10 protein-coding genes are annotated in these 23403 nt (G+C 59.1%); all 10 read left to right on the plus strand.

Annotated elements, in window-relative coordinates; translation table 11 throughout:
- Positions 1 to 41 precede the first annotated feature (41 nt).
- Positions 42 to 3902, plus strand: coding sequence for an RCC1 domain-containing protein (locus tag H3T92_RS05765; protein ID WP_198189577.1), 3861 nt, complete (start codon positions 42 to 44; stop codon positions 3900 to 3902).
- A gap of 508 nt (positions 3903 to 4410) precedes the next feature.
- Positions 4411 to 5382, plus strand: a complete 972-nt coding sequence (locus H3T92_RS05770) for an ABC transporter ATP-binding protein (RefSeq protein ID WP_198189578.1) — start codon at positions 4411 to 4413, stop codon at positions 5380 to 5382.
- Positions 5383 to 5387: 5 nt separating this feature from the next.
- Positions 5388 to 6155: an ABC transporter permease gene (locus H3T92_RS05775; RefSeq protein WP_198189579.1), complete on the plus strand. Its 768-nt coding sequence runs from the start codon at positions 5388 to 5390 to the stop codon at positions 6153 to 6155.
- Positions 6156 to 6162: 7 nt separating this feature from the next.
- Positions 6163 to 6828, plus strand: a complete 666-nt coding sequence (locus H3T92_RS05780) for a TetR/AcrR family transcriptional regulator (protein ID WP_198189580.1) — start codon at positions 6163 to 6165, stop codon at positions 6826 to 6828.
- 513 nt (positions 6829 to 7341) lie between these two features.
- A complete protein-coding gene (locus H3T92_RS05790; protein ID WP_442859987.1) occupies positions 7342 to 10899 on the plus strand; it encodes an RCC1 domain-containing protein in 3558 nt (1185 codons plus the stop codon).
- A gap of 339 nt (positions 10900 to 11238) precedes the next feature.
- A complete protein-coding gene (locus H3T92_RS05795) occupies positions 11239 to 11442 on the plus strand; it encodes a hypothetical protein (RefSeq protein WP_198189582.1) in 204 nt (67 codons plus the stop codon).
- Positions 11443 to 11581: 139 nt separating this feature from the next.
- Positions 11582 to 15019 (plus strand): RCC1 domain-containing protein, encoded by a 3438-nt coding sequence (locus H3T92_RS05805; RefSeq protein ID WP_442859988.1) that lies wholly within the window; start codon positions 11582 to 11584, stop codon positions 15017 to 15019.
- A 397-nt stretch (positions 15020 to 15416) separates the two neighbouring features.
- Positions 15417 to 19133: an RCC1 domain-containing protein gene (locus H3T92_RS05810; protein WP_144085421.1), complete on the plus strand. Its 3717-nt coding sequence runs from the start codon at positions 15417 to 15419 to the stop codon at positions 19131 to 19133.
- Between the two features lie 830 nt (positions 19134 to 19963).
- Positions 19964 to 22438 carry an RCC1 domain-containing protein gene (locus tag H3T92_RS05815; RefSeq protein WP_186279370.1) on the plus strand — a complete coding sequence of 825 codons (2475 nt, stop codon included), beginning with the start codon at positions 19964 to 19966 and terminating at the stop codon, positions 22436 to 22438.
- Entirely contained in the window at positions 22359 to 23258 is a 900-nt protein-coding gene (locus H3T92_RS05820; RefSeq protein ID WP_332460634.1) for an RCC1 domain-containing protein, read from the plus strand. Before H3T92_RS05815 ends, H3T92_RS05820 begins: the two co-directional genes overlap by 80 nt.
- Positions 23259 to 23403: the final 145 nt, after the last annotated feature.

A 23403-nucleotide genomic window follows, 5' to 3' on the forward strand; every position in this document is an offset into this window, starting at 1 on the left:
CGACAATGCGGCTGCGATTCCTGGGGAAGGGGATCATACTAATGCCTCGTCAGCACTCGAACATAGCGACTCGACCGGCCTTGCTGGTCAGCCTGATGCTGGCTATTATCCTACCCGCAAGCCTCCTGGTCTGCACCTATGCCACGGCAGACAACGCTGCAACCGAGTCCGGCGTGACCGATGCAGTCGCGCCGACCACACAAGGAAATAGCGGGGGGGGGGGGGGTCGTCAGACCCCTCATGTAACTAAGCAACAGTCCAGCAATTCTCCTGACATCACCGCCCAGCCAACAGGAACTGCAAACACTCCTACAGCAACAATTCCTACTTCACCCTCTCCCCTGGCTACATCCTCCCCACTGAATCACACACAGCCAACCCCCTCCCTCTCTCCCACGCCGAACGAGACCAGCTCCTCCGACGACAAAGTCAACGCCGGGCTGCAGGCGCGCGCCTCCACACCGCACACCGTCAGCTTCAGCAATCCCCAAGGCACCGACACAACACAAACAGTAAATGATGGCGAGCGAGTGAAGCGGCCAGCAGATCCGACTCGAAACGGCTACCTCTTTGACGGGTGGTTCATTGGTGATACACCAGTAGCCTACGATTTCAGCAAACCAGTCATCAACGATCTGAAGCTCACCGCCCATTGGAGCAAGGATTGGAGCATGAGCCCCGTGCAGGGACCGGCTTCTGGTGGCACGAAAGTCACACTGACCCCTCCTGGGCCGCGTGGAATTCGCTTCAGCCAGGTCAACGCAGGAAGAGGACACACCCTTGCAGTCGCCTCGGACGGCAACCTTTACTCTTGGGGAAGCAATGATTATGGCCAACTCGGCGACGGGACAACAACTGAACGTCATGAGCCGGTCCAGGTGAAGAAACCCCAAGGCGTGTCCCAGAATTTCACCTGGGTCCAAGCTTCAGCCGGATACATGTTCTCTTTTGGCCTAGGGTCAGACGGCAAGCTCTACAGCTGGGGCAACAATCTACACGGATACCTGGGAGACGGCACAACTAACGATCGCCACACTCCCGGCCCAGTAGCTCTACCACCGAATGTGCCGACAGGATTCACATGGAATCTGGTCGCAGCAGGCAGCCTGCATGCTCTCGGTTTAGGATCCAACGGCAAGCTCTACAGCTGGGGCAACAACCTATACGGATACCTGGGAGACGGCACTACTAACGATCGTTACACTCCCGTCCCTGTAATCCCGCCACCAAATGTGTCTGCCGGTTTTACTTGGAAGCAAATAAGCTGCTGGGGTTGGCATTCCCTGGCATTGGGATCGGATAACTGGCTCTACTCCTGGGGCTATAATGGGACTAATGAGCTGGGTATTGGAGGTCCAACAGGATATCAACCAACACCCGTACGCGTAGCTGCACCGCAAAAAGCAGGTTCCGGATTCATTTGGGTAGAATCCAAAATGGGTGATTATTACTCTCTCGCCATCGGGTCTGATGGCAACATATATGGTTGGGGATACGGAGCAAGCGGCAATATAGGTAATGGTGCTGTTGATAATGAGCCCAGTCCGACACAAGCTTTTAAACCCAGTGGAGCGCTCCCAGGATTCGTGTGGAAGCAGATCAGCAGTCTATCTTTTGCATCCCTGGCTATAGGTTCTGACGGGAACCTCTATTCCTGGGGAGGCAACGCAAACGGCCAGCTGGGCGACAACACCACTACTCAACGAAACACCCCTGTCAAAGTTGCAGCGCCGCCAAAAACACCTTCTGGACTGACTTGGCTACAGGTAAGCGCCGGTTGGGACAACACATCCTTCGGTCTGGCTTCGGATGGCAACCTCTACTCCTGGGGCAACAACACAAACGGCCAGCTGGGCGACAACACCACCAGCGAACGACACATCCCCGGCCGAGTAAGTTTGCCGAGCACCACCACAGTCACCGCCGTCAGCTTCGGCGGGTCAGCAGGCACGAACATAACCAAGAACGCGGACGGCACATGGAGCGTCACCACGCCCGCACATGCGCGAGGAAAAGTGGACACGGCCGTCTCATGGACGTTGAACGGCCAACAGCCGGACGCCCACCTGGCCTACAGATACCTAGACTCCTACACCGTCACTTTCACCAGTGCGGACACTTCCTGTCCTGCACCCTCCGGGATGCCCCAAAACCAGACCCTCGCCGAAAGCAAACAGGCCAAACGTCCCTCCCCTGATCCGAAGGCAAACGGCTGCCTATTCGACGGATGGTTCATCAAGGGTGCCAGCAACGACTCCAAGATCGCCTACGACTTCAGTCAACCCGTCACCGGCAACATCACCCTGGCCGCCCACTGGACCAAGATGGACACCCACTGGGCCCTGAACCCTGAAAAAGGCAATGTGCTCGGCGGCCAGCACGTGACCATCACCCCGCCCACAATCAACCGAGGCATCCGCTTCAACCAAGTCAGCGCCGGAGGCTACCAGACCGCGAGCGCCAACAGTTTCTCCATAGGAGTCGCCAGCGACGGAAACGCCTATGCATGGGGAAGCAACAAGTACGGGCAGCTGGCTCAGAAACCGGCCGATGCCAGCATGCAGAAGGCCCCTGTCAGAGTCCCCCTGCCCGACGGAGCGGATTCCAGCTTTACCTACACGCAGGTTGCAGCCGGCGACTCGCACGTTCTGGCCATCGGATCCAATGGCATCCTCTACAGCTGGGGACGCAACGATCACGGGCAACTGGGTGACGGCACCACCACGGATCGGTACCAGCCTCAGCCCGTCAAGGACACCAGCGGCCAGCCATTCAAAGCCGTACAGGTCAGCGCCGGCTTCGCCGACTCGGCCGCCATCGACTCTGAAAGCCGCGTCTACACCTGGGGCAGCGAAAGCACAGGCAAGGGGCAGGCACCTATATACAGCACAACCAGGAAGAACCCGGCACCAGCCGCCGACCCGGACAATCCGGGACAGACCTTGCGTGCGGTCCAGGTCAGCCTCAACTGGAGCTTCGTCATGGCCCTAGACGCCGATGGCAACGTGTACACCTGGGGATACAACACTAATGGCCAGCTCGGCAACGGCACCATCGACAGCACCAATTACGCATCCAATCCGGCCCGACTGCCCAACCAGTCCTTCCAGGCCACCCAGATCAGCGCAGGAAGCTGGAATGCTCTGGCCATCGATACGGAGGGGAACACCTGGACCTGGGGATATAACGGATACGGCCAGCTGGGCGATGGCAGTACCAGCGACAAATATCAGCCTCAAACAGTGCAAAACCCCACTAATACCAGCCAAAGTCTTAAAGCCACTCAGATCAGCGCGGGCGTGAATCACTCCCTTGCGGTCGGCCAGGACGGCAATCTCTGGGCATGGGGATTAAACAGCAACGGACAGCTGGGCATCGGCAGCACCGTCAATCAGACAAAGCCCGCGCTCATCAAGGACCCCGCCAACAAGGCCCAAGCATTCAAGGCCGTTCGAAGCAGCGCGGGACAACTCCATTCACTGGCCATCAGGCAGGATGGGAATCTCTGGGCCTGGGGTGACAACCAGTACGGGCAGCTGGGCAACAATCAAACGGCAGCCAAAAGTACGACCCCCTTGGCGGTTGCTTTCGATCCGACGCCTTTGGTTCTCACTGGCGTCAAGTTCGGCGGCATCCCCGGGACCAGCCTGTACAGGAACGACGACGGCACCTGGAGCATAACCAACCCACCCCATGACGCAGGACACGTCGATGTGGCCGTCGACTGGACCATCGACCAAGTCGCGCAGACGACCGCACACCTGGGCTACACCTACGAGGGCATCCTGCCCATGGCCGGCAGCACCGGTCTCCTTGTCCTACTCGCCACAGGACTGTTGGCCGCTGCAGGCGCCACAGCAGCAGCCTCCCACCAGCGGGAAACCAGCAGCCGCCGCCACTGAGCTCTTTGCCCGAGTAAGCGGGGTGGCTCCGCAAACCCCCAAGATTGCGGGGTCACCCCATTTCTTCAATCTCTTTCAATCTCCTGCTTTGCTCCCCAACTGGAGCTTCCTCTTATGGATGGCCAACATTCTTCTGTCATAGGCCAGCTACTGTATACACCAGCTATTGCCACGCCCACCGGGACCCTGAAGGCTGGCGCCTGCGGAATCACTAAGCCAAGGCTACGGCCAAGGCATAGCAGTGGCATAGCAGCATAGACAGCATCCTGTCCCGCTCAGACTTAAACAATCCCCCAGGTCTTCTTCGTTGAAGAGTAATTATCGGATTCCCAACACTGCTGAGGTAAGCATAATACTTCCAAGACGATGCGAGGCGTATATCCCCACCACGCCACGTCAGAATATCCGAGAGCTGGCGCAGTCCACAAGAATCATGGTGAGACTGAGTAGTTAACAATGTTATTATAGTTTACATTGTTAATTAGCAACAATCGTCAGGAGGTATACCTTGCAACCTGCAAAAAACGACTCAGGGGAATATGCCCTGTCCTGTCGCCAGGTGCGCAAATCATTCGGGAGCAGGCAGGTGCTCAAGGGTGTGGATCTTGAAGTCAGGCGCGGCAGCATCCTGGGCCTGCTGGGCAGGAACGGGGCCGGCAAGTCAACCCTGATCTCGGCCTTGACCGGGCTGGGCGAGCCGGACTCAGGCCATATCACAGTCGAGGGGCACAACCCTTACCGAACCCCTTCGCGCATCTTCGGCCGGGTCATCGGACTCGCACCCCAAGACCTGGGCATCTATCCCCACCTCAGCGTCCGAGACAACCTGCGTGGCATGGCCGGCCTGCAGGGACTGAGCACCAAGCAGGGCGGCAAAAGGGCCGACGAACTGATAGAGCTCATGGGATTGGGATCCCAGTCAGGAACAGCAGCCGAGAATCTATCGGGTGGTCAGAAACGACGCCTCCACACCGCCATGGCCATGGTTCACAATCCCCCAGTGCTCTTCCTGGACGAGCCCACGGTCGGTGCCGACGTGGAGGCCCGCGCCAGAATACTGGACATGGTCAAGGCCATGAGCCGGCAGGGTACCACCATCATCTACACCACCCACTACCTCAAAGAATTGGAAGAGATGGGCGCGGACCTGGCCTTCCTGATCGACGGGCGGATCCAGGTCCAGGGCTCTCTGCAGGAGGTGCTCCACAAATACGCGCGGGCTTCCCTGCGCATCTCCTTCGTCGGGCAGACCCCAGGCCAGGTTCCCGGATGGCGGATGGCAGAGAGCTTCCTGGAGCCCGACCATCCGGTATCCAGTCCAGAGCAGGAGCTGGCCCGCCTTTTGCAGGAGCCAGTCATGAAAGAGGCCCGTCTGGCGTCGATTACCATCGTCCAGCCGGACATCGAATCGGCCTACATGACCGTCATGGGTGCATCCTCAAGCGACCCTGCCGGGTCACGAGCATGGGAAGACAGGTGAACGCCGTGCATTTCAACGGATATTTAGCGACATTCCGCCTCAATTTCAAAATCGAGCTGCGAAGCATCTGGCTGCAGGCGGTCATCGTGGCCATTCCCCTGATCATCATTCCCTTCATGCTGCCCTCCTACCGGGACTCCCTGCGGGCCCAGGGGCATCTGGGCGCCAATGGATCCGAGCAGGCGCTTCCGGGGTTCGCCATCCTTTTCGCCATGTTCTCCCTGCAGCTGGTCCTCCAACTGTTCTTCCAGGAGCACGAATGGCACACCTGGGACAGGATGCGGGTGTCAGCGGTCTCCCTCCTCGACCTGGTCATGGCCAAGCTGAGCGTGTCTTCCATGGTGCAGGTGGTCCAGGTCGCTCTGGTCATGCTGATCGGGACGGCGCTCTACCACTATCGGCCCAATGGATCAGTCCTGGCCCTGGCCGCGGTCTGCCTGGTCATTTCGATTGTGCTGACCCTCTTCGGCCTGCTGCTCTACATCTTCTCGTCCTCCCAGAACATGGCCATGTCCTTCAACAATATCCTCGGCATGCTCCTGGCTGGCATGGGCGGCGCGCTCAGCCCTGTCTCCGGATTCCCGGACTGGGCGCAGAAGCTGGCCAAGGGCAGCCCCGTCTACTGGGCCATGGATGCGGTAGGAAAAATCAATTTCGACCATGCCGGAATGGCGGATGTATGGCCTGACCTGCGTATCCTGCTGGCCTTCCTGCTCGCCCTGGCTCTCCTGGCAACGGTACTATTCAAGAGAGGAGTACAGCGGAAGGAGTGAGGAAAGCATGGCTGACCCACCCAAGGCACCCGTCAAGACGACGCTCAACCGCGACTACGTTCTGCGTTCCGCCCTCTATTTCGTCGATAAGCACGGACTGGAGGCCCTGAACATCCGCGCCCTGGGCAAGCAAATGGGGGTGTCAGGACCAGCCATCTACCGCCATGTACCCAGCAAGGCCGCCCTGCTTGATGGAATCGTCGAGCTCATCTGGCAGTCAGCCACCGACCTGGACTCCATACCCCAAGGCATGGGATGGCGGCAAGCACTGGAAGAGGTCATGCTCCAGGTTCACCGGACGCTGCTTTCGCATCCCCGGGCACTCCCGCTCATGGCCACGCATCCCATCAACACGGACCAGTCCTTCCACATGGTCAGCACCTGGCTGAACCAGCTGACCGCCCATGGGCTCAAGGTCGATTCCGACACCATCCACCTGCTCAACAGCCTTGCCGGACTGACCCTGGGCAGTGCCATCGCCCAGGCCTCTCCCCCGGTCGGCGGTGCGGGTGGCCAGACCAATACTGATCTGGCCAAAAGACTGGCCGACAACACCCAAGGATTCGATGACCTGAAGACACTCTTCGCTTCTACGGATGACGGAATTAGTGCCCTTATGGAGACCAGCTACCGCAAGGGCCTGCACGCCCTGATCGCCGGTTGGCCTGCCTGACCCGGGACTGCCGACCAGTTCAGCAAGACCACCGCACCATTAATCCTGCCTAGGAGTGCTTCCCCGACATTCCATCTGAGAGAACCTTATCAGCAGGTAGTATAGTTGAAAGACGCAAGGCTTCCTGCTCGCACCCTCGCACAGAGGGATGGGGATATGCGCTATGTCAGGAAGCATCCAAGGGTATCTCTACCGGTAGGGGCCGGTGAGTCAGTCTTTGGGGAAGGGGATTTCGCTTTATCATGCGTCAGCATACGAACACGCCAAGCCGTCCAATAAGGGCTGTCAGTCTACTGCTGGCCGTCATCCTGCCAGCCAGCCTGGCTATCTGTGGATTCGCCGCAGCAGACACGGCCACCAACGGGTCTAGTGTGGCCGACGCCAGCGCGCCGGCGACACTAGAAGGCACCGGGGGGGGGGGGTCGTCAGACCCCTCGCGTAGCTAAGCAAAATTCCGGCACTTTCCCTACCAAAGCAAAGACCTCCGCCACACCAACAACCCCTGAATCGCCGCTGGCTGAATATTCATCTTTAAATTCGACGAATCTAACTCCCAGAAATCATTTACAGACGCGTTCTTCAGTAGCACATTCTGTTGTCTTCACCGACCCTGAAGGCGGAAACGCTACGTTTTCGCAGAACGTCAACGACGGCAGCCATGCTGTTCGCCCCACTGATCCATCAAGAAGCGGCTACCTGTTTGACGGCTGGTTCATCAGTAACACCGACGGTGAATCAAAAGTAGCCTATGACTTCAGTCAGCCCATCACCAGCAAGACGGTATTAACCGCTCATTGGACCAAACAATCCAACACTTGGAGCATCAACCCAAATAACGGACCCGTAACTGGCAATACCACCGTAAATATCATTCCTCCTGACCACAGCCGTGGCATTCGCTTCAACCAAGTCAGCGCAGGCGGTGAGCAGGACAAGATCCTTGGCTTCTCCATAGGCGTGGCCAGCGACGGAAACGCCTACGCCTGGGGCAGCAACCAGTATGGGCAACTGGGGCAAGACCCAGCCAAGACGACTGCACAGAACACCCCTACTAAGGTTCCTTTGCCCAACGGCGTGGCTGCCGGCTTCACTTACGCTCAGGTCGCCGCAGGCGGCGCCCACACCCTGGCCATAGGCTCCGACGGAATCCTCTACAGCTGGGGCCGCAACGATCATGGCCAACTGGGTGACGGCACCACAAAGGACCGGTTCAAGCCCCAGCCCGTCAACGTCACTAGCGACCAGCCATTCAAAGCCGTGCAAATTAGCGCCGGGGCCTACGACTCGGCCGCCATCGACGACCAAGGCCGCGTCTACACTTGGGGATGCGAGAATAACAACTATTCCAATACGATCTTCAGCGCAACAAGAATGACGCCGACCCTGGCCAAGGATCCTAACGGCTCCAGCCAGGGACTGCACGCGGTCCAGGTCAGTGTCAAATGGAGCTTCATCCTGGCCTTGGACGAAGACGGCGACGTATACGCTTGGGGATACAACACCAACGGCCAGCTCGGCAACGGTCAGCACACAGGAGAATACAGCACCACTTATACGTCCGACCCTACGCCGGTCAAAGACCCCGCTGACAATAGCAAGACCTTCAAGGCTACTCAGATCAGCGCCGGCACATGGCACGCCCTCGCCATCGGACAAAACGCCAGCCTTTATGCCTGGGGAAAAGTAAATGACACCGAATACCTCACGCCATCAACAGCACCGATTCGAGATCCCAACAACTCCAACAAGGACTTCAAGGCTACCCGCATCAGCGCCGGCACATGGCATTCCTTGGCCATCGACCAGGACGGCGACGCCTGGGGCTGGGGCTGGAACTACTATGGGCAGACCGGCAGTGGCAGCACTAGCAACCAACAAGCAACCCCGATAAAAGTGGCTGGTTCGAACAATACAGGCCAGGGATTCAAAGCCGTCTGCGTCAGCGCATCCCATAATCACTCCCTGGCCATCGGCCAAGACGGCAACGCCTACGCCTGGGGCAAGAACGACTACAGCCAGCTCGGCAACACCAACATCCCGACAACAGGCAACAGCCCTGCACCCGTGACCACCATGTTTGACCCCACCCCGCTGCAAATCACCGGAATCCAATTCGGAAAAACTGTCGGCAACAAACCAACCAGCAAATCCGACGGCACTTGGACTACCACCACGCCAGCCCATACAGCGGGAACCCTCTACGTCACCATCGACTGGACTCTTGGTGGCATCAACCAGACACCAACTCAACTTAACTACACCTACATTGGGCCTACGCATTCTGTTATTTACAGTGATCCGCAGGGTGGACACGCAACGTTTTCGCAAACCATCGGCGATGGCGGTCAGGCTTCGCGCCCCTATCCTGATCCGTCCAGGAACGGTTATCGTTTCGACGGCTGGTTCCTCAAGGACACCAAAGAAGATTCCAATGTAGCCTATGACTTCAGCCAGCCCGTTACTACCGGCATCAGTCTGGTCGCACACTGGTCTCCGGTTGACACGCACTGGTCGATCAACCCGAGCCAGGGCAACGTGCTGGGCGGTCAGCAGACGACGATCACTCCTCCCGGTCACAGCCGAGGCATCCGTTTCAACCAGGTCAGCGCCGGAGGCGAGCAGGCCAGCGTCATCGGCTTCTCTGTAGGCGTGGCCAGCGACGGGAACGCTTACGCCTGGGGCAGCAACCAGTATGGGCAGTTGGGCCAAGACCCAGCCAAGGCATCCACACAGAAGACACCGACCAAGGTCCCCCTGCCTGACGGGGTGGCCGACGGCTTCACCTACACTCAGGTTGCAGCAGGCGGCGCCCACACTATGGCCATAGGCTCCGACGGAATCCTCTACAGCTGGGGCCGTAACGATCATGGCCAGCTGGGTAACGGCAAAACTGTCGACCATTCAAAGCCACAGCCCGTGCCGGACCCATCTGACACAGGCAAGTCATTCAAAGCCGTGCAGATTAGCGCCGGAGCCTACGACTCAGCCGCTATCGACGACCAAGGCCGCGTCTACACCTGGGGGTGCGAGCACAACAGCTACTCCTCCTACGGAACGGATAAGCCAGTGCCGACCCTGGCCAAGGACCCCAACGGCTCAAGCCAAGGGCTGCATGCAGTTCAGATCAGTGTCAAATGGAGCTTCATCCTGGCCTTGGACGAAGACGGCGACGTATACGCTTGGGGATACAACACCAACGGCCAGCTCGGCAACGGAACCGCCACAGGAGACGGCGACGCAAATTATGCCAACGACCCGGAGCCGGTCCAAGATCCCAAGGATGCCAGCAAGACCTTCAAAGCCACGCAGATCAGCGTAGGCACCAGGCACGCCCTCGCCATCGGAAAGGAGGACGGCAGCCTGTACACCTGGGGCAAGGTCAACGACACCAACTACACAAGGCCCACGAACGACCCCGCCAACACCGGCAAGGACTTCAAGGCCACCCAGATCAGCGCCGGCACATGGCATTCCCTGGCCATCGACCAGGACGGCAACGCCTGGGGATGGGGCTGGAATCAATACGGGCAGACCGGCAACGGCAACACCCAGTCGCAGGATACCCCTACGAAAGTGATCGGTCCGAGCAGCACAGGCCAGGGATTCAAGGCCGTCTGCATCAGCGCATCCCACAACCACTCCCTGGCCATCGGCCAGGACGGCAACGCCTACGCCTGGGGCAAGAACGACTACAACCAGCTCGGCAACACCAGCATCCCCACAACAGGCAACAGCCCCAAACCCATACAGACCATGTTCGACCCCACCCCCCTGAACATCACCGGGATCAGGTTCGACCAGACAGTGATCGGCACCCTGCGGCAGAACACCGACGGCTCCGTCACCCTGGCCACTCCTGCCCACAATCCGGGACGGGCCGATGTGATCGTGGATTGGACCTTGGGCGGGATAGTCCAGACCAAAGCGCACCTACCCTACACCTACGAAGGTATGCTGCCCCACGCCGGCAGCAGCGGGATCATGATCCTGCTGGCCGCAGGACTACTCGCAGCTGCGGGTGCTGCAGCAGCCGGACGCCACAGGTGGGAAGCACGCAGCCTGCAAGCCTGAAGACTTCGCACGAGTAAGAAGCCAGGCCGCATCCCAAGACAGCCCGGCTAAACAGGGTGGCCCCGCACTCCCCCAATACAGCGGAGCCACCCATTCTCTTTTGCAGCCGCTCGCCCAGAAGGATTAATAGGCCAGAGAGAACAAACTGTTTTAAGCGAAGCAGGATCGATTTCCTGGAGCATGTCACTGATTTTAGCGGAGCTGGTGCCTAGGCATGTCCACCGGGGTGATAAAGTTGTTGCAGATGAGGCCGGGATCGTGCCCGGCGCGGCGGGGGATTCGGACTGGGGAGTTCCGGGCATAAAGCCGCAGGTCCTGGGGAAGGGGATCATGCTTACCATGCGTCAGCATACGAACACGCACAGTCGTCCGGTCATGGCCGTCAGCCTTCTGCTCGCCGTCATCCTGCCGGCAAGCCTGATCGCCGGCGGTCTTGCCGCGGCCGACACGGCTACTAGCGAGCCTGCTGTAACCGGCGCGAACGCGCCTGCCACAGCAGGAGGCACCGGGGGGGGGGGGTCGTCAGACCCCTCGCGTAGCTAAGCAAAATTCCGGTATTTCCTCCAGCAAGGCAACATCGCTGGCAACACCAGCATCTCCCTTATCCACACCCTCTCCCCTGAACCCCACGCACGTCGAACCCGACGGAACCGACAAGCATAAAAGTCCTGACAGCCAGAAGCTGGCTCGCTCATCCACGCAATACACCGTCACCTTCACAAACCTGCAGGGCGCCGATATACAGCAAAGCGTCACAGACGGGAGACAGGCAAAACGGCCCGACGATCCCACCAAGGACGGCTACCTCTTTGACGGCTGGTTCAACGGCGATACGCCCATCGCCTACGACTTCAGCCAGCCCGTCACCAACAATCTGACTCTCAAAGCTCACTGGACAAAGGGATCAGGCGACTGGAGCATTAATCCGAATAATGGCCCCACTTCCGGCAACACCGATGTCACGCTTGCGCCGCCTGCCACAAGAGGCATACGATTCAGCCAAGTCAGTGCAGGAAAGAACCACTCTCTGGCCCTTGGCTCCGACGGCAACCTGTACACTTGGGGTTACAACAGAAATGGACAGCTGGGTCGAAAACTCGCCATACTGGCCGATAACCGGCCAGGGATGGTGACTATACCTGGCAACGCTCATCATACTTTCGTTTCAGTCAGCGCGGCTGGCGCCTATTGCTTGGCCATTGATAAAGACGGCAACCTCTACAGCTGGGGAGACAATCAGGATGGCCAACTGGGACGCGATACCGGAGGAGCCTCAACCGATCAGCCAGGCCAGGTGAAAGCGCCGACAGGAGTCAAATTTACCCAGGCTATCGCAGGAAACGGATTCTCCATGGCTTTCGGCTCAGACGGCAACCTGTACAGCTGGGGGGACAACGAATATGGCGAACTAGGACGTCCAACCGATGCCGACAACAATGTTCCCGTGGGAGTGGCCGGAAAACCTGCAGATGCCAAGCCTGGCTTCACCTGGACACAGGCCAGCGCAGGAATGAATCATACTCTGGCCATGGGCTCGGACGGCAAGCTGTACAGCTGGGGAAACAACGACTACGACCAGCTGGGACGGGACATCGGGAGTTCTTCAACCAGCCAGCCAGATCAAGTGGAAACGCCTGCAGGCGTCACTTTCACTCAAGCCGTTGCAGGTGTCTTCCACTCCATGGCCATTGACCAGAAAGGCGAGATGTACAGCTGGGGAAACAACGACTGCAAGCAGCTGGGACGGGACACCGACAGCATACCTAGAAGCAAGCCAGGCCTTGTGGGTATACCTGAAGGCACACAAATCGTCAAAGCCTATGGCGGATACTGGTTCAGCATGGCCATGGACGCGGACGGCAACCTCTACACCTGGGGATTCAACGATGCCGGCGAACTGGGACGTACCGCTTCCGGCTCAGTCATGCAACCCGGCAAAGTCGCTATGCCAACGAACATCACCGCCTCTCAGGCCGTTGTGGGAAACTTCCATTGTCTGGCCATCGGCTCGGACGGCAACCTCTACACCTGGGGACTTAACAATGGCGGCCAAATCGGCAGGGGCGCAATCGGCAACGATGCCTATTCACCTGGTCAATTGACATTCCCTGCATCGCCTATACTTACCAGCGTCACCTTCGATGAAACAGCCATTACGGAAGCGACATTCAATATCGACGGCACTTGGACCTTCGCTACGCCGCAGCATGCGGAAGGCTGGGTTCCCATCACCGTGACATGGAGGCTGAGTGCCCCGCAGCCAGACCAGACAGTATATTTGGGTTACACCTACATAGGAACACCGCGCACCGTAACCTTCGACCCAGCCAATGGCAGTGCGGCAAATAGCGAAACCGTCAACGACGGCTACCGGGTTAAACGACCAGCCGATCCGATCTGGAATGACCATCGCTTTGATGGCTGGTTCCTCAAGGATGCCAAAGGCGGTTCCAATGTGGCTTATGATTTCAGCCAGCCGGTCACCGCAGACATCACGCTGGTCGCCCACTGGAGCCCTGCCAACACCGGCGGTTGGTCGATCAACCCGATCAAGGGCAGCTCGATGGGCGGCCAGCAGGCAACCATCACGCCGCCCAAGATAAGCCGAGGCATCCGCTTCAACCAGGTCAGCGCCGGCGGCTACCAGGCCGGTGACTTCCACGGATTCTCCGTGGGCGTGGCCAGCGACGGGAACGCCTACGCCTGGGGCAGCAACCAGCACGGCCAGCTTGGCCAGGGCACCGCCAACAACACCACGCAGAAAACGCCGGTCAAGGTTCCCCTGCCCGACGGCGTGGCCGCCGGCTTTACCTACACGCAGGTTGCAGCTGGCGGCTACCACGTGCTGGCTGTTGGCAGCGACGGCATCGTCTACAGCTGGGGGGCCAACGACCACGGGCAGCTGGGCGACGGCACCACCAGCGACCATTCCAAGCCGCAGCCCGTCAAAGGCCCGGACGGTCAGCCCTTCAAAGCCGTCCAGGTGAGCGCCGGTGCCTACGACTCGGCCGCCATCGACCCGCAGGGGCGCGTCTACACTTGGGGCAGCGAAAACAACAATTACACCGCATACAGCACGTCCAAACTGGCGCCAGCCCTAGCCAAGGATCCCAAGGGCTCCGGCCTGGGACTGCACGCGGCCCAGGTCAGCCTCGGCTGGAGCTTCATCATGGCCAAGGACACGGACGGCAGCCTCTACACCTGGGGATACGACAACTACGGGCAACTCGGCAACGGAGCGGCCACAGGAGAATACAGCACCACATACGCCGCCGACCCGGCACCCGTACCCGACCCCGGAGACACCAGCAAGGCCTTCAAAGCCGCGCAGATCAGCGCAGGCGCCAACCACGCCCTGGCCATCAGCCAGGACGGCACAGCCTGGGCATGGGGATACAACGACCACGGGCAGCTAGGCGACGGTACGACAACCAGCCAGCCCTCCCCCAAGCAGATCCCGGATCCTACGAACTCCAGCCAAGCATTCCAGGCCGCATGGATCAGCGCCGGCGTGCACCACTCCCTGGCCGTCAACCAGAACGACGCAGCCTGGGCCTGGGGATGGAACACCGACGGCCAGCTCGGCAACGGCACCACCAGCGACCAGCCCACGCCCACGCGCGTATCGTCGCCCGCGGGCCAAGGCAAGGCCGACGGCGGGCTCACAGCCGCACGTGCCAATGCAGGACGAAACCACTCCCTGGCCATCGGTCAGGATGGCAACGCCTACGCCTGGGGTGACAACCAGTACAACCAGCTTGGCGTCGAGCAAAGCCTGACGCAGAGCAGTACTCCGGCTCTGGTGTCCTTCAACCCGGTCCTGCTGATCACCGGTGTCAGCTTCGACCAGACAGCAGTTGGTACTCTGCAACAGAACTCTAACGGCTCTGTTTCCCTGGTCACGCCCGCCCATAACCCGGGACAGGCTGATGTCATCGTGGATTGGACCCTGGGCGGAATCGCCCAGACTCAAACACACCTGACCTACACCTACGAAGGCATCCTGCCCCACGCCGGCAGCAGCGGGATCATGATCCTGCTGGCCGTCGGAATGCTGGCAACAGCTGGTGCCGCAGCCTCCGGACGCCACAGGCGGGAGACCCGCAGACTGCAAGCCTGAAGACTTCACACGAGTAAGCAGCCGGACCATACCCCAAGATGGCCAGGTTAAACAGGGTGGCCCCGCAGTCCCCAACACAGCGGAGCCACCCATTCTCTTTAGCACCCGTCCGCCCAGAAGAATCGATAAGCCAGTTAGAACAAACAGTTCTCAGGCGCCTGCGCCTAGGCATGTCCACCAGGGTGATAAAGTTGTTGCAGATGAGGCCGGGAATGTGCCCGGCATGCGGCGGGGGATCCGGACTGGGGAGTTCCGGGCATGTAGCCGCAGTTCCTGGGGAAGGGGATCATGCTTATCATGCGTCAGCATCAGCACACGTCTATCGGACCGGCTATGGCTCTCAGCACACTGCTGGCTGTCATCCTGCCTCTAGGCCTGCTTGTCGGCTCCAGCGCCGATGCCAGCACTGAGGCCAGCGAACCTGCTGTGTCCGGCGCGAGCGCGCCCACCACAACAGGAGGCACCGGGGGGGGGGGGTCGTCAGACCCCTCGCGTAGCTAAGCAAAATTCCGGCATTTCCTCTAGCAAGACAACATCACAGGCCACACCGTCAACACCCGAATCTCCACTAGTTTCACCATCTCCGCTGACCACATCCTCTCCACTAGCCACTTCTTCCCCTCTGCATTCCACGCCAGAGAAAACAAGCACCGAAGGCAGCTCCGCCCATAGCCTCTTACAAACACGTTCGAACACCCAATACACCGTCACTTTCAGCAATCCCCAAGGCACCGATACAACTCAGACAACAACAGACGGCGAGCGCGCAATACGACCGGCCGACCCGACCAAGGACGGCTACCTCTTTGACGGATGGTTCATCGGCGACACCCCGGTCGCCTATGACTTCAACCAGCCAGTCACCGGCAATCTGACCCTCACGGCCAGGTGGACCAAGGGTTCTGAAACCTGGAGCATCAGCCCTGATCACGGGCCCGAAACCGGCAATAACAAGGTCACTATTACGCCGCCTACAAGGCAAGACATCAGATTCAGCCAAATCCAAGCAGGCAACAGCCACTCTCTGGCCATAGGCTCGGACGGCAACCTCTACAGCTGGGGCAGCAACCAGAACGGACAGCTGGGCCGCAACATCGGATCGGCCTCATACGATGCCAAGCCAGGCATGGTCGCCAAACCCGCAGGAGCATCAGAAGACTTTACCTGGGTGCAGGCCAGCGCAGGATACGATCACTCCTTGGCCATAGGCTCGGACGGCAACCTTTACAGCTGGGGCATCAACAGCTTCGGTCAGCTGGGCCGCAGCATCGCTTCAGCCAACGATGCCCAGCCAGGTCTGGTCGCCAAACCCGCAGGAACTTCAAAAACCTTTACCTGGTCGCAGGTCAGCGCAGGCGGCGCATTTTCTCTGGCAATCGGTTCCGACGGCGTTTTGTACAGCTGGGGAAACAACCAATGGGGACAGCTGGGAATCGGCATCCGAGACTCGCAGACCCATATCACGCCAAGCCCCATCAAAGAGCCATCAACAGCAACCATCACATGGAGCAAGGTCAGCGCAGGATACGACCATGCATTGGCCATAGGCTCAGATAACAGCGTCTACAGCTGGGGCGGCAACAACCATGGTCAACTGGGCAACGGTGACTCAAGCTCCTACTGGAGCACTACACTCGTGAAAGCCCAACTGCCCGATGCCGCCACCATTACCAAAATCAGCGCAAAAAGCGACTCCTCCCTCGCTCTCACCTCTGATGGCACCCTGTACGCCTGGGGATGGAACGACAATGGCCAGATAGGACGAGGAGCTACAGGATCAAGCGCCTTCTATGTAAATCCAGACAAGCTCAGCGTGAGCGGAGTCAGCTTCACACAGGCCGGTGCCGGAAGAGGAACCACCCTGGCTTTGGGATCCGATGGCAAGCTCTACGGCTGGGGAAAGTACGGGGGGACGCCCATAACCGGCGCTCCCAGCCAGGTCAGCTTCACACAGGTCAGCGCTGGAGACGATTATCTTTTGGCCTTAGGCTCGGACGGCAACCTCTACAGCTGGGGCAACAACAATTACGGCCAGCTAGGACTCACCGACAATGTCGGCACATCAACAGGTACCCGAACCCCAAAGCTCACATCCTTCCCTGAAACAGCCATTCTCAGCTCCGTCGATTTCGGCGGAGCAGCGGGAACGAATCTGACTGCCGACACGGACGGCACTTGGAGCGTCACCACACCCCCACATGCAGCAGGCAAGATCGACGTCACCGTCACCTGGAGCATGAACGGCCAGCAGCCTGATGTGCACCTGACCTACCGATACCTGGGCATTTATAATGTCTCATTTTCGTCCAATGACAGTTCCTGCCCAACACCCTCAGGCATGTCCAAAGATCAGACTGCAGCGGAGGGCGAGCAGGTCAAACGCCCGTATCCTGACCCGCAAGCGGCCGGGTGCCTGTTCGACGGCTGGTTCATCAAGGACGCCAAAGGGGATTCCAATGTGGCTTATGACTTCAGCCAGCCCGTAACCAAGAACGTCGCGCTGGTCGCGCACTGGAGTCTTGCAGATACTGGCGGCTGGTCGATCAACCCGGTCAAGGGCAGTTCGATGGGCGGCCAACAGGTGACCATCAAGCCACCCAAAACAAGCCGGGGCATCCGCTTCAACCAGATCAGCGCAGGCGGCTCCAAAAACAGAGAGATGCGCGGCTTCTCAATAGGCGTGGCCAGCGACGGAAACGCCTACGGTTGGGGTAACAACAATTACGGGCAACTGGGAACCGGCGACAACAAGCAGCAGAGCACACCAACCGAGGTTCTCAAGCCGGAGGGTGTCAAAGAAGGTTTCACCTACACACAGATTTCGTCAGCGGGAGCACACACTCTGGCTATCGGCTCCAACGGCATACTCTACAGCTGGGGGCGCAACGATTTCGGCCAGCTGGGCAACGGCAGCACGGACACGAGCGTCCACACCAAGCCGGAAGCCGTCATCAACCCCAGTACGGGCCAACCGTTCCAGGCCATCCAAGTCAGCGCCGGAGCCTGCGACTCGGTCGCCATCGATACTACGGGCAAGGTCTACAGCTGGGGAAGCGAAACCACAACCCTCGGTGATAGCGTCAATACGGCAAACTCCGCTGCCAAGCCGAAGCCCACCCTAGTGGCCGATCCTGGCGGCACCGACCAGGGTCTGCATGCGGTCCAGGTCAGCGCCAACTGGAGCTTCATCATGGCCTTGGACGCGGATGGCAACATATACGCCTGGGGATACAACAATTGGGGGCAATTCGGCAACGGAACCTCGACCAACAGCACCTGGTCGGCCTACTCCTCCATTCCCACGCAGGTGCTCGATCCCACGGACACCAGCAAAGGATTGCAGGCCACTCAGATCAGCACGGGCGCATGGCACGCCCTGGCCATCGGTAAGAACGGTACGGTCTGGGCTTGGGGAATGGACAACAACGGCCAGCTCGGCTTCAGTACCGACTATCAGACGTTGCCTAAGCAGGTGCCTAATCTCAAAGCCCAGCAGGTTAGCGCAAGCACATGGAATTCTCTGGCCATCAGCCAGGACGGCACAGCCTGGGGATGGGGCAACAACGCCTACGGCCAGCTCGGCGACGGCACCACCAGCAGACGTACCGCGCCCCGGCAAGTCTCGCCCCCTGCTGGTCAGAGCAGCTCCAAGTCAGGATTCACATCAGTGCGAATCAGTGCAGGATGGGGCCATTCCGTGGCCATCGGCCAGGACGGCAAGGCCTATGCCTGGGGCAACAATCAGTATGGCCAGATTGGCAATGGGAGCACGACACAAAACAGTATCCCGACCCTGGTGGCCTTCAACCCGGAGCTGCTGATCACAGGTGTCAGCTTCGACCAGACGACGGCCGGCGCCCTGCAACAGAACTCAGACGGCTCTGTCTCCTTGACCACCCCTGCCCACAATCCAGGGCAGGCTGAGGTGATCGTGGATTGGACCCTAGGCGGGACCAGCCAGCCCCAGACGCACCTGACCTACACCTACGAAGGCATGCTGCCCAATGCTGGCAGCAGTGGAACCATGATTCTGCTGGCTGCCGGGCTACTGGCCGCAGCCGGCGCTATTGCAGCCGGGCGTCACCAACGGGAGACACGCAGCCTGCAAGTCTAATGACTTCACACGAGTAAGCAGCCGGACCATACCCCAAGATGGCCCGGCCAAACAGGGTGGCCCCGCAGACCTCAACACAGCGGAGCCACCCACCCCCTCTTCACCTCATTTCCCTCTCACATCAACTACAGCACCAAGCCAAAAGGAAAAACAACGTAATTTTGACATCCGCAAGGCAGCAACTAGTTGCCTGCAACCCCGCCAAATTCCAGTCCGGCAGTCAATGTGTGTAGAGCGTGGTAGCATGAAGACCTATAAGCCGGGGAAGTTCTCGGCAGACAGCTCGTTTTTCTTGGGGTTTTTATTGGAGAGCTGCTGATTTTGAGGAAGGGGATCGCACCCATCATGCGTCATCGTCGAAAAAAGCAGATTCGGTCATCCACTGTTGCTGGCCTTCTACTCGCGATTATCCTGCCTACCAGCCTTCTGACTGGCCTTGCTGCTACTGCCGAGCCAGTCACGAACGAGTCTAGAGCAGCCAGCGCGAGCGCGCAGACTGCTCTAAATGGCACCGGGGGGGGGGGGGTCGACCGACCGCTCGGGTAGATAAACAAAACCCTGGAACTTCCTCCAGCACCGTAAACTCGCAGAGCCCGTCAACAAAACCTGCGACACCGTCTTCACCTACAGCAACCCCAAACACTTCAACAGCGCCTTCCACCGCTCCAGGCACTTCAGATTCCCCGTCGGGTACTACCGCGCCCCAGAATCCCACCAAGCCGAATCCTTCTTCCGACTCCTCCCCAGCGCCGACGACCACCCCGCCTGAAACCAATTCCAAGGATTCTGACAAGGCCAGCAAAAACAGCGGAAACTCAGTCCAGCCACGCTTGTCCTCATACAGAGTAATTTTCGACAGCACTATAGGTTCGTCAGTATTACCGTCAACACTCGACCCAGGAAGTAGAGTGGTACGTCCCCCAGACCCCTACTCCAAAGGTTATACCTTTGTCGGCTGGTTCATTGGGAATACCGCTTATGACTTCACCCAGCCCGTCACCTCAAACCTCACGCTGACAGCCCGCTGGGCCAAGGGTCTCAATTCCTGGAGTCTCAGCCCTAGCCATGGTCCTGCCGCCGGCAACACGACAGCAACCCTGACCCCGCCGGCCATAGGGGATATCCGCTTCAGCCAGTTCAGCGCAGGAAAAGACTTTTCGATAGCCATCGACTCGGTAGGAACGCTATACAGCTGGGGCAACAACAGCGAGGGGCAGTTGGGACGCATACCAAGCGCCAGCGAACCTGCCGATCGGCCTGGACGAGTAGACGTTCCAGATGGCACCCGCTTCATCCAGGTCAGCGCAGGAGACGAATATGTTGTGGCCATCGATATCACTAACCATCTATACAGCTGGGGAAGCAATGAAAAAGGCCAGTCAGGACTTGGACCCATCCACTCATCAAGTTCAGTGCCAAATCAGGTGGTCCCAGCTGTAAATTCCTCCAAAAGCTTTGTTCAAGTCAGTGCAGGACCAAACTATGCGCTGGCCACATGCTCGGACGGAATCATGTACAGCTGGGGAGACAACAGCAGCGGCCAGCTGGGACGCGACACTACCGGAAAGGGAGGTGACAGCACGTACCCGAACCCTGTGCCGCTGCCAAAAGGCGTAAAGATCACCCAGGTGACCGCAGGCGGCAAGGCCTCCCTTGCACTCGCATCCGACGGCAGCGTGTACAGCTGGGGAGACAACAGCAACGGCCAGCTGGGACGCACACCCAACGCCAGCGAACCTGCCAATCAGCCATACAGAATGAATACGGCGGACGGCATGAGCTTTAGCCAGGTCAGCGCAGGATACCGCCACACACTGGCTATTGATTCAGATGGCAATGCATACAGCTGGGGGTACGGCAGCACCAGCCAGCCCAGCAAGGTAACCCTGCCCGACGGCGTCAAAACAAGGCATGTCAGCGCGGGATACGACTACTCCCTGGCGACTGGTTCCGACGGCAACATCTATAGCTGGGGAGACAACAGCAGCGGCCAGCTGGGACGGGATACGGGTGGAGAGACCACCAACCAGCCGGACAAAGCGAACATGCCCGACGGCATCACCTATACTCAATTCAGTGCAGGGTACAGGCACATCCTGGCCATGGGTTCGGACGGCTACCTCTACGGCTGGGGAGACGATAGCAGCGGCCAGCTGGGCGCTGGAAATACCAGCAGTGTGCCAGTTATCACACCGAACAAGGCAGACTTCCCACAAGCATTCACATTCATCAGCGCCAAGCTGGATGGAACCCCGATCACCGACTTGACCAGGAACCAGAACGGCACCTTGAGTTTCCGCACCCCTGCGCACGAAAAGGGCCAGGTGGAGGTAACAGTCGCCTGGGCCAGGAACGGCCATCAGCCCGATGCACACCTGCCTTACAAGTATGATGGTTCAACGTACTCAGTCGCTTTCGACAGCGCGGGCGGTACACCAACACCAGATACCCAGCGGGTCATGGATGGCGATCAGGCTGCTCGCCCGGACAAGGATCCAGCCAAGGACGGCTATCTGTTCGACGGATGGTTCCTCAAAGACTCCAAGGGCGACTCCAATATAGCCTACGACTTCAACCAGCCTGTCACCGACGACATTACCTTGGCCGCCCACTTCAGTCCCGTCTCGCACTGGACCATCTACAAGAAGGAGGGGCCCCAAACTGGCGGCCAGAGCATCAAACTGACCCCACCGCAAGGCACACGCGGAATTCGCTTCTCTTGGATCCAATCAGGAGATGATTTTTCCCTGGCTCTCGGTTCAGACGGCAACCTCTACAGCTGGGGAATCAATTACGATTACCAGCTTGGACACACCACTTCAGATAAGCCTGTCATGGTGGAGACTCCAGCCGGAGTCCGCTATACCCAGGCCGCTGCAGGACAAAAGTTCGCCTTGGCACTCGGTTCAGACGGCTATGTATATACTTGGGGAAACAACACTTATGAACAGCTGGGACGCTACACCTTCGGCAACGATCACAATGCCCCCGACAAAGTCGCGCCGCCTGCGGGCATCCGCTACACTCGAGTCTACGCGGGTGATCGCTTCGCCTTGGCATTAGGCTCCGATGGCAACCTCTACGCCTGGGGAGACGATCAAGGAGGCGCACTAGGGCAAGGCAAATCCGTATTCAAGAACAGAGCCCCTCTTAGAGTAGCTGCACCCGAAGGCGTCACATTCACCCAGGTTTTCACAGGTCCATTCAAGCAGGCATGTCCTCGCCCTGGGCTCAGACGGCAACCTCTACAGCTGGGGATACAACGATTCGTTCCAACTGGGCCGCCAACGTACTACGATAACTGATCTATATGACCCCCTGCCCTACAAAGTAAAGGCCCCAACCGGCGTCACATTTACGCAAGCCAGCACGGGACTGAACTTCTCGCTGGCTCTGGGCTCCGACAATAATCTCTACAGCTGGGGAGGCAACGGCAAAGACCAGTTGGGGAACATGGAACCGATTTCTGCGACCCCTTCCAGGGTCGTCATGCCTTCAGGCGTTCACTTCACCCGGTTTGCGGCGGGAAGTTACTTTGTCCTCGCTGCAGGATCAGACGGCAACACCTACAGCTGGGGATACAATGATTGCGGACAACTTGGACGCACCACCAGTGGCAAATCCGACTATCTGCCCACCAAAATGGACGCTCCAACGGGCATCACCCTCACCCAGCCTAAGGCAGGAAGAAACCACTCCTTGGCCATAGGATCAGACGGCAACACCTACAGCTGGGGAAGCAACGACCAAGGTATACTGGGACGCGACATCAGCGGCAACCAGGATTCGCATCCAGGCAAGGTCATCTTCCCTGGAGTCGGCATTCCCAAACTCGTTCAATTCGGCAATACGAGCGGAATTTATCCGACCGACAACAATGACGGTACCTGGAAGGTGACCACACCGCCTTACACTCCAGGGCCGGTTACGGTAACCATCAACTGGACGCTGAACGGGGTTAAGCAACTTCCTGACACCAGCAACACCTACCTGTACACCTCCATCAGCGTCCTGCCCCGGGCCGGCGGCGCCGGCATATTCCTGCCCCTCGCCGTTGGTCTGCTCATCATCACAGCAACCATGGCAGCGCGACGCCTGAGAAAGGCCAAAAGCCTGAATCAGTAGACTTCGCACGAGTAAGCAGGCCCGGATTACGTCTATCCCCAAATTATGACGATCCTGGCCCTACAGGGTGGCCCCGCAATCCCCCAACACAGCGGAGCCACCCTTCTTATTCGCCCTGGTGTTGCTCCTACTCTTGCCCGTCCGC

The organism is Bifidobacterium sp. W8112 (assembly GCF_016101425.1).
Taxonomy (GTDB): domain Bacteria; phylum Actinomycetota; class Actinomycetes; order Actinomycetales; family Bifidobacteriaceae; genus Bombiscardovia; species Bombiscardovia apousia.

Excerpts from the sequence above, each read along its gene's own strand:
- H3T92_RS05810 (WP_144085421.1), top strand. The coding sequence starts at position 15,417 with ATGCCAGCACTGAGGCCAGCGAACCTGCTGTGTCCGGCGCGAGCGCGC.
- H3T92_RS05780 (WP_198189580.1), top strand. The coding sequence starts at position 6,163 with ATGGCTGACCCACCCAAGGCACCCGTCAAGACGACGCTCAACCGCGAC.
- H3T92_RS05765 (WP_198189577.1), top strand. The coding sequence starts at position 42 with ATGCCTCGTCAGCACTCGAACATAGCGACTCGACCGGCCTTGCTGGTC.
- H3T92_RS05795 (WP_198189582.1), top strand. The coding sequence starts at position 11,239 with ATGCGTCAGCATACGAACACGCACAGTCGTCCGGTCATGGCCGTCAGC.